The sequence below is a fragment of the Devosia sp. MDV22-iso42 genome (genome assembly GCF_058629155.1).
The window spans coordinates 26,567-40,072 of sequence record NZ_JBZVWR010000009.1 but is presented as its reverse complement, the minus strand read 5'-3'; the positions used below and the strand labels follow the sequence as shown (position 1 = coordinate 40,072).

16 protein-coding genes are annotated in these 13,506 nt (G+C 65.4%); 7 read left to right on the top strand and 9 right to left on the bottom strand.

Annotated elements, in window-relative coordinates; genetic code table 11:
* The first annotated feature begins 7 nt into the window (after positions 1–7).
* The gene (locus AC4NN3_RS10070; RefSeq protein ID WP_491926968.1) at positions 8–427 is read left to right on the top strand and encodes a DUF1801 domain-containing protein; all 420 of its coding nucleotides are present in this window, start codon (positions 8–10) and stop codon (positions 425–427) included.
* Between the two features lie 11 nt (positions 428–438).
* Positions 439–861, top strand: coding sequence for an SRPBCC family protein (locus AC4NN3_RS10065; protein WP_491926967.1), 423 nt, complete (start codon positions 439–441; stop codon positions 859–861).
* 21 nt (positions 862–882) lie between these two features.
* Here AC4NN3_RS10065 and AC4NN3_RS10060 read toward each other — a convergent pair whose 3' ends face one another.
* Positions 883–1,089, bottom strand: a complete 207-nt coding sequence (locus tag AC4NN3_RS10060) for a DUF1737 domain-containing protein (RefSeq protein ID WP_491926966.1) — start codon at positions 1,087–1,089, stop codon at positions 883–885.
* Positions 1,090–1,158: 69 nt separating this feature from the next.
* Here AC4NN3_RS10060 and AC4NN3_RS10055 point away from each other — a divergent pair, with 69 nt between their 5' ends.
* Both AC4NN3_RS10055 and AC4NN3_RS10050 read left to right on the top strand, forming a co-directional pair.
* Positions 1,159–1,797: a carbonic anhydrase gene (locus AC4NN3_RS10055; protein WP_491926965.1), complete on the top strand. Its 639-nt coding sequence runs from the start codon at positions 1,159–1,161 to the stop codon at positions 1,795–1,797.
* Positions 1,798–2,203: 406 nt separating this feature from the next.
* Entirely contained in the window at positions 2,204–2,455 is a 252-nt protein-coding gene (locus AC4NN3_RS10050) for an EF-hand domain-containing protein (RefSeq protein ID WP_491926964.1), read from the top strand.
* 75 nt (positions 2,456–2,530) lie between these two features.
* Here the strand turns inward: AC4NN3_RS10050 and AC4NN3_RS10045 are convergent, their stop codons facing one another.
* The 3 genes from AC4NN3_RS10045 to AC4NN3_RS10035 form a co-directional block, all read right to left on the bottom strand.
* A complete protein-coding gene (locus AC4NN3_RS10045; protein ID WP_491926963.1) occupies positions 2,531–3,400 on the bottom strand; it encodes an EamA family transporter in 870 nt (289 codons plus the stop codon).
* Positions 3,400–4,275, bottom strand: coding sequence for an EamA family transporter (locus tag AC4NN3_RS10040; protein WP_491926962.1), 876 nt, complete (start codon positions 4,273–4,275; stop codon positions 3,400–3,402). The genes AC4NN3_RS10045 and AC4NN3_RS10040 overlap by 1 nt, the downstream gene beginning before the upstream one ends.
* 200 nt (positions 4,276–4,475) lie before the next feature.
* Positions 4,476–5,519, bottom strand: coding sequence for an aspartate-semialdehyde dehydrogenase (locus tag AC4NN3_RS10035; RefSeq protein WP_491926961.1), 1,044 nt, complete (start codon positions 5,517–5,519; stop codon positions 4,476–4,478).
* A gap of 402 nt (positions 5,520–5,921) precedes the next feature.
* Here AC4NN3_RS10035 and AC4NN3_RS10030 point away from each other — a divergent pair, with 402 nt between their 5' ends.
* Positions 5,922–7,112, top strand: a complete 1,191-nt coding sequence (locus AC4NN3_RS10030) for a BaiN/RdsA family NAD(P)/FAD-dependent oxidoreductase (RefSeq protein ID WP_491926960.1) — start codon at positions 5,922–5,924, stop codon at positions 7,110–7,112.
* A 12-nt stretch (positions 7,113–7,124) separates the two neighbouring features.
* Here AC4NN3_RS10030 and AC4NN3_RS10025 read toward each other — a convergent pair whose 3' ends face one another.
* Entirely contained in the window at positions 7,125–7,721 is a 597-nt protein-coding gene (locus AC4NN3_RS10025; protein ID WP_491926959.1) for an acyloxyacyl hydrolase, read from the bottom strand.
* A gap of 162 nt (positions 7,722–7,883) precedes the next feature.
* Here AC4NN3_RS10025 and AC4NN3_RS10020 point away from each other — a divergent pair, with 162 nt between their 5' ends.
* On the top strand, positions 7,884–8,894 hold the full coding sequence (locus tag AC4NN3_RS10020) for an LLM class flavin-dependent oxidoreductase (protein WP_491926958.1): 1,011 nt from the start codon (positions 7,884–7,886) through the stop codon (positions 8,892–8,894).
* Positions 8,895–8,996: 102 nt separating this feature from the next.
* Positions 8,997–10,193, top strand: a complete 1,197-nt coding sequence (locus tag AC4NN3_RS10015) for a GGDEF domain-containing protein (protein WP_491926957.1) — start codon at positions 8,997–8,999, stop codon at positions 10,191–10,193.
* On the opposite strand, the gene AC4NN3_RS10010 is transcribed toward AC4NN3_RS10015, so the two are convergent.
* From AC4NN3_RS10010 to AC4NN3_RS09995, 4 genes are all read right to left on the bottom strand, one after another.
* Complete coding sequence (locus tag AC4NN3_RS10010; RefSeq protein ID WP_491926956.1) at positions 10,190–10,495, bottom strand: hypothetical protein; 306 nt, start codon at positions 10,493–10,495, stop codon at positions 10,190–10,192. The genes AC4NN3_RS10015 and AC4NN3_RS10010 overlap by 4 nt on opposite strands.
* Before the next feature lie 75 nt (positions 10,496–10,570).
* Positions 10,571–11,395 carry a COG3904 family protein gene (locus AC4NN3_RS10005; protein WP_491926955.1) on the bottom strand — a complete coding sequence of 275 codons (825 nt, stop codon included), beginning with the start codon at positions 11,393–11,395 and terminating at the stop codon, positions 10,571–10,573.
* A complete protein-coding gene (locus tag AC4NN3_RS10000) occupies positions 11,392–12,768 on the bottom strand; it encodes a hypothetical protein (RefSeq protein WP_491926954.1) in 1,377 nt (458 codons plus the stop codon). The genes AC4NN3_RS10005 and AC4NN3_RS10000 overlap by 4 nt, the downstream gene beginning before the upstream one ends.
* Before the next feature lie 228 nt (positions 12,769–12,996).
* Complete coding sequence (locus AC4NN3_RS09995; RefSeq protein ID WP_491926953.1) at positions 12,997–13,425, bottom strand: VOC family protein; 429 nt, start codon at positions 13,423–13,425, stop codon at positions 12,997–12,999.
* Between the last annotated feature and the right edge of the window lie 81 nt (positions 13,426–13,506).

The window sequence follows — 13,506 nt, the reverse complement described above, 5'->3', positions numbered from 1 at the left end:
GCGCGCCGTGGCAGACGCAGTCAGCAAAGAGCCGGTGCTGCTGTCGGGCGGCAATCCGCAGATCGCCAAGGGCCATGGCGATGGCCCGGTGCAGGCCTATATCGCCGCCATGCCGGGCTGGAAAAGCGATGTCGGCAGAAGGATCGACGCCATCGTGGCGCGGGAAGTGCCCGGCGTGGTCAAGGCGGTCAAATGGAACTCGCCCTTCTATGGGCTGGAACGCGACAGCTGGTTTTTGAGCCTGCATTGCTTCAACGCCTATGTGAAGCTGACCTTCTTTCAGGGCGCGGCGCTGGAGCCGGCTCCCGCCGTCACCTCCAAATACCCGCAGCTGCGCTATCACCACATCCATGAAGGTGAGGACTTCGACCGCCAGCTGGCCGACTGGGTCAGGCAGGCCAGTCGCCTGCCCGGCGAAAAGCTCTGAGGGAGACTGCCATGACCGAAACCGACCGCCGCACCATGCGGATAGAGCGCGACTTCGCCCATCCGCCCGAAAAGCTCTGGCGCGCCCTGACGCAGCCGCAGCTGATCGCCGACTGGCTGATGGACAATGACTTCGTGCCCACGATCGGCCATGACTTCACCCTGCGCGGCGACTGGGGCGGGGTGCTGGATTGCCAGGTGCTGGCGCTCGAGCCCAACCGCCTGCTGTCCTATAGCTGGAACTTCGTGCATGACGACCCGGCCTATGGGCTGGAAAGCGTCGTGGTGTTCACGCTGACGCCCATCCCGACGGGCACGCATCTGCGGGTCGAGCAAAGCGGCTTCCGCCCCGAACAGAAGCAGGCCTATGGCGGCGCGCATGCCGGCTGGAAGCAGTTTCTGGGCAAGCTCGAGACGGTGCTGGCGGGGCTGTGACGGTCTGCAGCCGCGATCGGCCTAGTAGTCCACCAGCTTCTTGTCGGGATCATAAGGCTGATCCTTGACCGAGCGGGTCACGGCCTGGCCAGCCTTCATCTTCTTGGCGTGGCCGTCAAAGGCATAGGTGGGGCTGCCATGCAGCTGCCAGCCTTCGCTGAGCGCCTTGGTCACCTTGTGACAAAAGCTGGCATCGTCCTCGCCGGTCAGAAACCGATAGATAAGCATGGGCGCCCCCAATAGCCGGGCGCAGGCGCCCGATTGATCTTGTTGCTTCTTAGCGCTAATCGGTAGGCCATGCACAACTTTCCTGAACATCTGCTCAAGGGCCACGCCAGTTTCATGTCGGACCGCTATGTCCGCGAAAAGGCGCGCTATCGCGAACTGGCGGCATCGGGCCAGACGCCCACCACCATGATCATTGCCTGCTGCGACAGCCGCGCGGCGCCCGAGGTGATCTTCGGTTCCGAGCCGGGCGAACTGTTCGTGCTGCGCAATGTCGCCAATCTGGTGCCGACCTACCAGCCCGATGGCGGCCAGCACGGCACCTCGGCGGGTATCGAATTTGCCGTCAAGGCGCTCGGCATCGCCAATATCGTGATCATGGGCCATGGCCGCTGCGGCGGCATCAAGGCGGCGCTTAGCCCCGATTCCAGCCCGCTCGACAGCGGCGATTTCATCGGCAAGTGGATGAGCATGCTGGGCGGCCTGCCAGAGCAGGTGGCCCAGAACGCCCTGATGACCGAGAGCGAGCGGCAGACGGCGCTGGAGCGCATCTCGATCCGCAACTCGATCGCCAATCTGCGTACCTTCCCCTATGTCGCCGAGCTCGAGGCACAGGGCAAGCTGGCGCTGCACGGCGCCTGGTTCGACATTTCGACCGGCGAATTGTGGATCATGGATGCCAGCGGCGACTTCATGCGGCCCGAGATCTGAGCTTTGCAGTCGTCAGGCGGCCCGTTCGGGCCGGCGTCAGTCCTCACGCCGGCGTGATCGTGCGCATGCAGTGCCGATCGCGGCGCTGTGCAGTAGAATATCCCCAGACATCTTGCGGGCAATATCAGTGCTGCGACGCCGCTGGCCAATCCATTGTTATTCCGGCGGCGCGGGCGGCGTAGTAGTATTGTTTTTCTGGAAATAAATCCCGATTTCGTCTGTGCCTTTTTTGCGCATAGACTGCCCAGAACTTGCCCAATATTTTCCCGGACTGCGCCGTTTTTCAAACTTTTGCCGGTCACAATGTGCAGTCATTGTCTGTCTCATGGGTTGCAGGAGAGCAGCCCGTCGGCAGCCGGCTAACCGGGTACCGCTTTTATCTCCCCAATGTTGGAGCTCAACTCCCATGAAAAAGATCATTCTCTCGACCCTCGTCGTCCTCGGCATGTCCGGCGCTGCCTTTGCGCAGGGCGCCACCGATCTCGTATCCGTCGATACCGACGTGAACGGCTCCGTGTCGTTTGAAGAGGCGGTTGTCGCCTGGCCGGATCTGACCGCTGAGGCTTTTGCCGCGGCCGATACCGATGCCAATGGCGAACTGTCGGCTGATGAATATGCGCTGCTGACCTCGGCCGCGCCCGCGCCTGCCGCGATGTAAATCAGACGCCACCTCCCGGGCGTTACGAAGCCACCCCACCTCGTGTGGGGTGGCTTTTTGTTTGACTGACTGTGGTCAGAGCAGCGGCGTCGCCCGCGGTCGCAGCAGGGTCACCAGCAGGCCGGCAATGACCAGGACCGCGCCGGCGATCTCGACCGGGGTAATGGTTTCCCCCAGCACCAGATAGCCCGAGCCAAGCCCGGTAATGGGCACCAGCAGGGTAAAGGGCGCGACCACCGAGGCGGGGTGCCGCGCCATCAGCCAGCTCCAGATCGCCATGCCGAGCAGTGTTGCCGGATAGGCCAGAAAGGCGATAAGGGCGGCGTCGCCCCAGTCAAAGCCGGCCAGCGCGGTGGTCACGGCAGCAGGCCCCTCCACCAGCAGCGACAGGGCCAAGAGGGGCAGCGGCACGACCAGGGCGCCCCAGACGGTCAGCGCCAGCGGATCGACGCGGCCGGCCTTCTTGATCAGGATATTGGCGCCACCCCAGCACAGGGCCGCCAGCAGCGTCATGCCCAGCGGCAGCAGGGCGGCATCGGCCAGGCGCTCGGCGCCGATCACGGCAATGCCGGCAAAGGCAATGGCGGCGCCGATGACCTGGACGCGGCGCGGCCGCTCGCCGAGCAGGAGAAAGGCCAAAGCCATGGTGAAGAAGGCCTGGGTCTGCAGCGCCAGCGAGCTCAGGCCTGCCGACATGCCCCAGGCCATGGAGAGGTTCAGAAAACCATAGAGGCCGACGCCAAAGGCAAAACCATAGGCCACCACCAATTGCCAGGCTACTTTGGGTGGCTTGATGAAAAAGACCAGCGGCAAAGCGGCAAAGAGAAAGCGCAAAGCGGCGGCCAGCAAGGGCGGCAGGGCGGCAACGCTGAGCTTGATGACGACGAAGTTGAAGCCCCAGATGGCGACGACCAGCAAAGCCAGCGCGACGTGACGCAGCGGCATCAGGCCGGCCGCAGCCGTGCCAGCAGGCGCGGGCCGAAGACGTTGAGCATCAGGCCGAGAAAGATCAGCACGCTGCCGGCCAGTTCGAGACTGCTGACGGCCTCGCCCAGGAAGATGAAGGCGGCGGCAAAGCCGACAATGGGCACCAGCAAGGCAAAGGGCGCGACCAGGCCCGAGGGATGGCGGCCGAGCAGGACGGCCCAGCCGCCATAGCCGAGCAGGGTCGAGCCATAGGCGATGAACAGCACCGAAAACACCGCCTGCGGGCTGATGAAGGGCAGGTCCAGCAATGGGCCGGGTCCCTCGAGCAGCAGCGAGAGCGCCAGCATGGGTAAAGGCGGGACGAGGCTACCCCAGATGACAAAGGCGAACATGTCGACCTTGCCGGCGCGCTTGGTGACGATATTGGAGACGGACCAGAAGAAGGCGGCGGCCAGGGTCATCAGCAGCGGCACCAGCACGGCGCCGCCGATATGTTCGGCGCCAATGGTCACCAGGCCCGCCAGGGCAATGCCGGCGCCGGCCAGGCGCAGCGGGGTCGGTCGCTCACCCAGAAACAAAGCGGCGAGGCCGAGGGTGAAAAACACCTGCATCTGCATCACGAGGCTGGCCAGCCCGGCCGGCATGCCCAGGCCAATGGCGGAAAACAGGAAGCTGAACTGCAGCACGCCCACGGTCATGCCATAGGCGATCAGCAGTCCCCAGCTGACGGCGGGGCGGCGGACGAAGAAAATGGCGGGCAGGGCGCAGCCGATATAGCGCAAGGCGGTCAGCAGGTAGGGCGAGACCTCGTCGACGCCCCATTTGATGGCGACGAAGTTGAGACCCCAGAGCGTGACAACGCCGAGGGCCAGAAGAAGGTCGCGAATCGGCATGATGACCTGCGGGAGAAAAGCGCGATGGTAGCAGGCGCTCGATCTGGCTCCCTCCCCCTTGTGGGGAGGGCTGGGGTGGGGGTGTCTGGGGACCCCGGTATTACCCGAAGGCCCCCACCCTTAATCCCTCCCCACAAGGGGGAGGGAGACTGTTTGGTGCAGGGCCGGTCTGCGTTGCGGTCAGCCCTTGATCAGGCGTCTCAGGCGGCGTCGCGCGGCTTGAGGCCCAGCTCGATCAGCGTCTCGGCGATCTGGATGGTGTTGAGCGCGGCGCCCTTGCGCAGATTGTCGCTGACGATCCAGATATTGAGGCCGTTTTCGATGGTGGCGTCCTCGCGGATGCGGCTGACAAAGGTGTCATATTCGCCGACGCATTCGACTGGGGTGGCGTAGCCACCGGGTTCGCGCTTGTCGAGCACGGTGATGCCGGGTGCGTCGCGCAGGGCGTCGCGCGCCTCATCGGCCGAGATGGGGTTCTCGAACTCGATATTGACCGCTTCGGAATGGCCGACAAAGACCGGCACGCGTACGGCGGTGCAGGTCACCTTGATCTTGGGATCGAGGATCTTCTTGGTCTCGGCCATCACCTTCCACTCTTCTTTGGTCGAGCCGTCTTCCATGAAGATGTCGATATGGGGAATGACGTTGAAGGCGATCTGCTTGGGGAACTTGGAGCCGCCGCCCGGGCTGTCATTGACGAAAATGCCCTTGGTCTGGTTCCACAGCTCGTCGACGCCTTCCTTGCCGGCGCCCGAGACCGACTGATAGGTCGAGACGACGATGCGGCGGATCTTGGCCAGCTCATGCAAAGGCTTGAGCGCGACCACCAGCTGGGCGGTCGAGCAGTTGGGATTGGCGATGATGTTCTTGCGGGTGGCGCTGGCCAGCCAGCCGGCCAGGACCGGGCCGTTCACCTCGGGCACGATCAGCGGCACGTTGGAATCGTAGCGCCAGAAGCTCGAATTATCGATAACGATGCAGCCGCTTGCAGCGATGCGCGGGCCCCAGTCCTTGGAGATTTCCGAGCCGGCCGACATGATGGCGAAGTCGACGCCGGCAAAGTCGAAATTGTCGAGGTTCTTGGCCTTGAGGATCTTGTCTCCATAGGAGATCTCGCGCCCGGTGGAGCGCGAGGAGGCCAAGGCAATGACCTCGGTGGCCGGGAACTTGCGTTCGGCCAGAATATTGAGAACTTCACGGCCCACATTGCCTGTGGCACCGACGACGGCGACGCGATAACCCATTTTTGGAACTCCAGTCCCTTACCATTTTTGCCTCCCGCGCCCGTCTTGCGACTGGCGGTGATCCGGTTGCGCCGCTCCCCGTCGGGAGGCGACCCGGGGAAGGCGTCAGGCGGTTTTGGTGGTTTTGGTCATGCGCGCAACGACGCACCCGGCGGGGCGCCGGGTGGTGGTCCGATCAGCAAAGATAGAAAAGCTGCGCATCAAGTGACTGCTTGTTTGGAAAAAGCAGGCGAAGTCATACGCCACTATAGGATTTAGTCAATGCTGCATTGGCCGCTGCGCGGTCGGGCTGCATTGGCCACTGCGCTGCCGGGCCACTCCGGCTGGACACTGCACCGGCGCGGCTTGGCAGAACTGCCCGCTTGCACTAGACCGGGCCTGCGCAGCTGACAGGATCTCCCCATGCCCCATTATGATGTCGTCATCCTTGGCGCCGGCGCTGCCGGCATGATGGCCGCCATCGAGGCGGGCCGGCGCGGCCGCTCGGTGCTGGTGGTCGACCACGCCAAATATGCGGGCGAAAAGATCCGCATTTCGGGCGGCGGGCGCTGCAATTTCACCAATGTGAACGCCACCACCGACAAGGGCCGCGATCGCTTCCTCAGCGCCAATCCGCGCTTTGCCCTCTCGGCGCTGAGCCGCTACACGCCCGAAATGTTCATCGCCATGGTCAAGGATCACGGCATCCAGTTTCACGAAAAGACCCTGGGCCAGCTGTTCTGCGACGGGCCGGCGACGCAGATCAATTCCATGCTGCTCAACGAAATGCGCAAGGCCGGGGTCACCATGGTGCTCGAGACCAGCGTCGAAGCGGTGGATCGGGGCAGCGACGGTTTCTCGCTGCAGCTGAGCACCTCTTCGATCACCTGCGAGGCCCTGGTGGTCGCCACCGGCGGCAAATCCATTCCCAAGATGGGCGCGTCGGGCCTGGGCTATCAGCTGGCCACCCAGTTCGGCCTGCGGCTGACCGAGACGCGGCCGGCTCTGGTGCCGCTGACCTTCGAAACCGGGGCGCTCGAAAAACTCAAGGAGCTCTCCGGCATCGCCACCGATGCCATTGTCAGCCATGGCAAGACGGCGTTCGAAGAGGCGCTGCTGTTCACCCATCGCGGGCTGTCGGGCCCGGCCATCCTGCAGATTTCCTCCTATTGGCGCGAGGGCGACGCCATTGCCGTGGATCTGTTGCCGCATCAGGATGCCGGCGAAAAGCTGCGCGCTGCCCGCAGTGCCACGCCCAAGCTGCAGGTGCAGACCGTGCTGGCGGGCTTTATGCCGCGCAAGCTGGCGCAGCTGCTGGGCGAGGAACTCGACATGAGCGGGATGATCGGGGATTTTTCCGACAAGAAGCTGGCCTTGGTCGAGGCGGTGCTCAAGCAATGGACCCTCAAGCCGGTCGGCTCGGAGGGCTATCGCACCGCCGAAGTGACCCTGGGGGGCGTGGATACGCGCGATCTCGACGCCAAGACCATGGGCGCCCGGGATGTGCCCGGGCTCTATTTCGTCGGCGAGGTGGTCGATGTCACCGGCTGGCTGGGCGGCTACAATTTCCAGTGGGCTTGGGCCTCGGGCTGGGCGGCCGGGCAGGTCGCCTGAGCCGATTGCTGCCTAGAACTTCCAGCCGAGCCGCAGGCCGACATTGGACAGGCCCTGGTTCTTCTCGCACCAGCCGTTATTGGAGGTGTGCTCATAGGTCAGGGTGGCGGTGACATTGTCGCTGACATGGGCGCCGACGCCGTAGCGCTCGTAAAAGTTCAGCCGGCAGCCGAAATTGGCGTGGCGCGTGTCGTCGGGCGAGCCGGTCAGATAGCCATTATGGACGGCGCCGCCAAAGGCGCCTTCGAGATAGAGCGGGGTGTCAAAGATGGGCAGCTGCCAGGTCAGGCTCAGGTGCAGCAGGCTGTCCTGGCCATCGGTATTGAGGGTGACGCCCAGGTCGGGCCGCGGCGAGCCGATCCAGCGGAAAGCCTCGAGGTCGGGCGATTTGAACAGGACCTCAAAGCTGATGTCCTCGATCTGGTTGAGCTTGTACTCCCAGGGCGGGGGAAACAGGATATAGCTGACGTCATGGGCGTGCAGGCCGATACGCACTTCGTCGACGACCTCGGCAAAGGGACTCGGCGTCAGCAGGCTCTGGGCCTGCGCCGGCAGGGCGAGCAGGGCCGATACTGCGATGGCAAAAGCGGCGGTAAGCAGTTTCGACACGGCGATTCCTCTTGGACTGGGCTACAGTAAGAGCCGCAATCTTGCCAATGAGTCAACGCGGCGCTGCCGTTTGTGCGCGCGGTGTCACCGGGATGTCGCGGAAGGCCTCGCTTTCATCGTAATTTGACGATAGAAGGACGCGATTGCCAAAGGATAGACCCCATGACTGCTCCATTCGCCCTGTCGCTGCAGGATCTCGCCCCCATTGCCGAAGGCTCCAGCACCGCCGAGGCGTTGGGCGAAACCATCGCCCTGGCCCAGGCGGCCGACCAGCTCGGCTATACGCGGCTATGGTATGCCGAGCATCACGGCATGCCCTCGATCGCCTCGTCGGTGCCCGAAATCCTGATCGCCAGCGCCGCGGCGCATACCAAATCCATCCGCGTCGGCTCGGGCGGCGTCATGCTGCTCAACCACGCGCCGCTACATGTTGCCGAGGCCTATCGCACGCTCGAGGCGCTGCATCCGGGCCGCATCGATCTGGGCCTGGGCCGGGCGCCGGGTGGCGATGGCTATGCCATGCGCGCCCTGCGCAGCGGCGGCGGCGAGGAGTTTTCCAGCTATCTGGCCGAGCTGATGGCGTTTGACGAGGACAGCTTTCCGCCCGAGCATCCGTTCTCGCGCGTGCCGGTCTCGCCGGGCGGCATCGCCCTGCCGCCCAAATGGCTGCTCGGCTCATCGGGCAATAGCGCGCAGGCGGCCGGGCAGCTGGGCATCGGCTATGCCTTTGCCGCCCATTTCAGCCATACGCCGGCCGCGCCGGCCTTTGACGCCTATCGGCGGGCCTTCGTTCCCACCGATGCCTTCCCCAGGCCGCAGACCATGCTGTGCGTCTCGGTGGTCTGCGCCCCCACCGACGAGGAGGCGCAATATCTGTCGCGCTCGCAGGCGGTCAGCTGGGCGCTGTTCACCTCGGGCGAGCAGCGCAAGCTGATGAGCCCGGAGGATGCCCATGCCAGGACCCTGACGCCGCAGCAGCAGGCGGTGATCGACCATCAGTCGAGCCTGTGGATCGTCGGTTCGCCGGCGACGGTGCGCGACGTCATCGCCGAGAAGGCCGAGGCCGCTGCGGCCGATGAGGTGATGATCACGACCACCATCCACTCCTATGCGCAGCGCCGGCGCTCCTACAAGCTGGTGGCTGAGGCCTTCGGGATGGCGCCAAGATGGTGAAATAGCCGCAAAACCGTCGATTTCTGGCAGAATCGGGCATAGCGTTAAGCTCTCCTTGGCGGTTGCGGCCTAGCGTGCGCAAGGTTGGGGGGCAGGCCGGACATGAGCGCAGCGTTTTTCATCTTGGCGATCAATGTCTGCGTTGCCGGCATCTTTGCCACGGCCTTTGCCGTGGTAGCGGTGACGACGCGCGCCGCCATCAGCGCCCGCTGGCTGTCGGCCGCCTATGGCATGGGGGCGCTCTATGCCGTGCTCGAATTCCTGCTGCCGCTGCACGGGCCCATGCCGGTGCTCAGCGTGGCCCTGTTCACCGCCTTCCTGCTGGCCGAGGGGCTGATGGTGATTGGCCTGGCCTGGCACTATAACGTGCCGACGCCCTGGCGCGTGCTGCTGGGCGTGGTGCTGGTATCGGTACTGGTCAATGTGGCGATCCTGGACATGCCGCGCCAATCCCTGCTGCGGGCGCTGCTCTATCAGGGTCCCTATGCGGCGATGCAGGTGATCGCCGTGGTGGTGATGCTGGCGGCACCGCCGGCGCGGCGCGGCGCGCTCGATCTGCTGCTGCTCTCGCTCTATACCATCGGCGCCATGCAGTTCCTTGCCAAGGCGGTGTTGTCGTCGATGCTGGGGCCGGGCGCCACCGAACAGGATTACATCACCACCACCTATGCGGCGATCTCGCAGGCCAGCGGCGCCGTCCTGCTGGTGGCCCATGGCCTGCTCCTGCTGCTGCTGCTGGTGCGCGCCAGCATGGAGGAGATGACGACGCGCTCGGAAACCGACACGCTGTCGGGGCTGCTCAACCGGCGCGGCTTTGAGGGGCGGGCCGAAAAAATGCTGCAGCGGGCACACCGCATCGGCCTGCCGATGACGCTGCTGGTCGCCGATCTCGATCACTTCAAATCGATCAATGACAACCATGGCCACGCTGTGGGCGACCGGGTGATCGCCGCCTTTGCCAAGGTGTTCAAGTCCGCGGTGGATCATCGCTCGGTGCTGGGGCGGCTGGGCGGCGAGGAATTTGCCGCGCTGGTGCCGGCTTCGAGCCTGGACGTTGCCCAGGGGCTGGCGCATGGCGTCAGGCAGGAATTCTCCGCGCTGAGCGGCGCGCTGACGCCCGGCCAGCGGCTGAGCGTCAGTCTGGGTGTGGCGCCCATGCGCAGGGGCGAGGGCCTGTTCGAACTCATGCACCGGGCCGATGCCGCCCTCTATCAGGCCAAGCGCACCGGTCGCGACCGGGTCTGCACCGCCGATATGGCAGGCATGCCTGTGCCCCCGGAAGGCGCCCTGCCGGACTAGTTGGCGCGGCCGCGTTCGACCAGTTCAAAACCGTCACTATCGGGTTCGACGCGCAGCGCCAGCTGCTGGCGGTCGAGCTCGGCCAGCCAGGCGGTCCAGGAACAGGGGCTGAGCTCGTCCTGCGCGCCGGGCGCCACGGGCTTGTCAGCCCGGGCAAAGCGCAGCTTGAGCTGGGCCCGCTCCTCGCCGAAGCGATTGCGCACCCGGGCAATGGCCGGCACGCCCTGCCGGTCGGCGACCCAGTTCTGGATGTCGCGGTGGCGGATCAAGGTCTTGTCAGTGCTGGGTTTGCTGTCGGTCATGATGGTCTCCCTCCTCAAAGAGCCATGGGTGTAGTCCAACGGTCCGGGTCCTCCACCCGTTCCGTCCGCAACGCATCACTTCTGCAGGAAGTCCGTGACGAGCTTGAGACTCACCATCTCGTCACGCGAGAAATAGTAGAGCTGTTTGGGCGGGGTTTCCAGTGCATGCAGCCACAGCGCCGGATCGACACCGCTGCGGGTAAGGCTGGCAATGATGGTGCCGGTAATGGTCTGGGCGTCGCTCATGGCCAGTCCGGCGACCCGGGCATTGTCCTGCACGCTCCCGGTCAGGGCGGCGGCATATATCTGGTGCACGCCGATGGCGGCGTCGGGGCTGGCCAGCCGCGTGGCGCCGGCGGCAAAGATCAGCGGGCAGGACGAGGCGCAAAGCGCGCCGGCCGCGACCTGGGTGGTGAGGCCCCGCTCATGGATCAGATCGCCGATGGCCAGGGCGTCGCGCACCGAGCCGCCGGGGGAATCGAGCACCACGGCGCGCACATATTCGCCGCGGGCGTCGATCTCGGCGGCAAAGCGCTCGGCGGCGCCTGGGTCGATGGTGCCGGTCAGGGTCAGCTGGCCACCGCTGCCCAGGGCGATGTCGAGCGCCTGCTGCAGCAGTTCGGGCGTGGTGGTGATGTCCGGCCGGGGGGCACTAGGCGTCGGCCCCGACGTGGCTGGGGGCAGGATGGGCTGCAACGGCATGGGCAAAGCCGGGCTGGCCGCGGCCAGTTCGGTCAGTTCGCGATAGTCGACGAATAGCACCGAGGCAGTGCCGGCCAGCAGCGCGAAAAAAGCCACCCGCAGGATATTGCCGTCATCGATGGCGGCCATGCGGTCGATCAGGCCCCGGTAGAAGGGGCCGTCGGGGGCCCTGGCGCGGGCATTGGCCGGGCTGGTCATGCCGGGCGCGGTCCGTCACTGCGCTTGCGCTGCGCCGCATCGATGGGGGTGACGACGGCCTCGCTGGCAGACGTGTCGGTTGTGGCGGCCGGCGTTTCAGCCGTCTCGACCGGGGCGGGCGCTGCCGCCGGCTCGGGTCGGGGGGTGGCCAGTTGCCGCGGCTGGCCGGAAGCGATGTCGATGCCGGCGGCCTCCATCTGGCGGAACAGCGCCATGGCGCGCAGCATTTCGGCGGCGGTGATGTTCTCGGCCTCGGCCAGCGACAGGGATTCCTGGCGCATGGCGTCATTGACGATCATCAGCACCAGCACCAGCACGACGGGCAGCAGGTCGATGGAAATGGCGCCGGCCCAGCTGGGGATGAAGTCGCTCCAGTAGCGCAGCACCGATTCAGCGCTCGACAGCGGCACGAAGCGGCGCTGTTCCACAGCGGGCGTGGCGAGGATTTCATCGGCCGCCGCGCTCAGCGCCGCCGATTGCGCTGCCACAGAAGTGCGCACGGTTTCCATCACCTGGTCCTGCCGATTGGCCAGGTCGGCGCTCTGGCCATTGGCCACCGGGGCAATGAAGCCGGCCGACAGGTCGGCCGCGGCGCGCTTGACCGAGGCGGCGATGTCGGTCTGCTGCAGCGCCGCAATCACGGCGGAGAGCTGCACGGCCTCGGTCTGGAAGCTGTCCGAGCGCGGCTCGATGGTGCCGGGGGTGCTCACCAGTTCGCGCATGCTGGCCAGCCGGGTCGAGCCCTGTTCGAACAGGCTGGCGACCTCGTCGCGATTGCCGGTAATGGTGGTGCCCAGCTGGGTCATCTGCGTGCTCATCTGGGTGAGCAATTGCACGACGCTGCCCGAGCCGGTGGTGCCGGTCAGGGCGCCGGTCTCGCGCTCGTCGGCAGCCAGGCCGGCAAAGCGCTCGGCGGCGCGCTGCACGTCGGGCAGCAGGCTCTGGCTGGCCAGGGCATTGGCATGGGCCTTGTCGAGATCCTCGGCATAGCCCTGCAGCGTCACTGCCATATGCTGCTCGAGCGCGGCCGAGCCGGCGAGAGCCGCCGCATTGAGCCAGCTGCTCATCGCCATGATCATGACGCAGCCAATGGCCATGGTCAGGAACAGCGCGATGCGCTGCACCCCCGAGGTCACCAGTGGCACGAAACGCAGCATGAAGCTCCAGAAGGCGTAGATGGCCACGGAAACGGCGGCCGAATAGATGATGGCGGCAAAGAAGACAAAGCTCGCCGAACCATCGAGCAGGCCGCGCACGCCCAGATAGGTATAGACCCCCGAGGCCAAAGCCAGCACCGCCAGGGCAAAGCGGGTCATCGTCTCGACGCCCTTGACGGTCTCGTTGAGGCGGTAGGCATTCGGCTTGAGCTGCATGGCGCATTCCCCGGAGATTAAGGCGAGGTTAACACAGCGATGGCGGCGAGATGGTGGCAGAAGCGGGCAGGGTTAATGACGAAGCGGTGAGGGGGAGGCCGCGGTGCCCGGTGGGCGGGGATGAGCAGGTGCCCGGCATGGGGCGGCGATTGCCTTTGCGGTGCTGGTCGTGATTTGCCTTTGTCGCCGCGCCAGAATGGCCCGACGACTGCAGCCGCGGTCTGGACGCTAGAAGTCGATGACCACCGCGGGAGCGCTGCGTTTCGCCGCGCCATGGAAGACGGCCTCGATGTTGTTGCCATCGGGATCAAGGACGAAAGCGGCGTAATAGCCGGGGTGATAGGCCCGCTCCCCGGGTGCGCCGTTGTCGCGTCCGCCATGGGCCAGCGCCGCGCGGTAGAAGGCGTCCACAGTTGCGCGGTCCTTGGCTTGGAAGGCCAGGTGGTGGCGCCCTGTCAGCACACCCAGGGCGGCGGGGCTGGCTGCCGATGACACGACGAGCTCGTCAGCCCAGAAGAAGTCGTGCGCCGTATCGACAATGGGAATTTCCAGCACGGCCAGAACTGCCGTGTAGAAATCCTGGCTGGCCTTGAGGTCCTGGACCACAAGCTGGATATGGTCGATGAGCCGACCACGATGCAGTTGACTGGTTTCCATCGTCATTCTCCTTGCCCAAAGACTGCGCCATCTTCGGCCGCGCCTAGGCGCGACGGCAAGCCGCTGGCTGAGCGCCGCCAG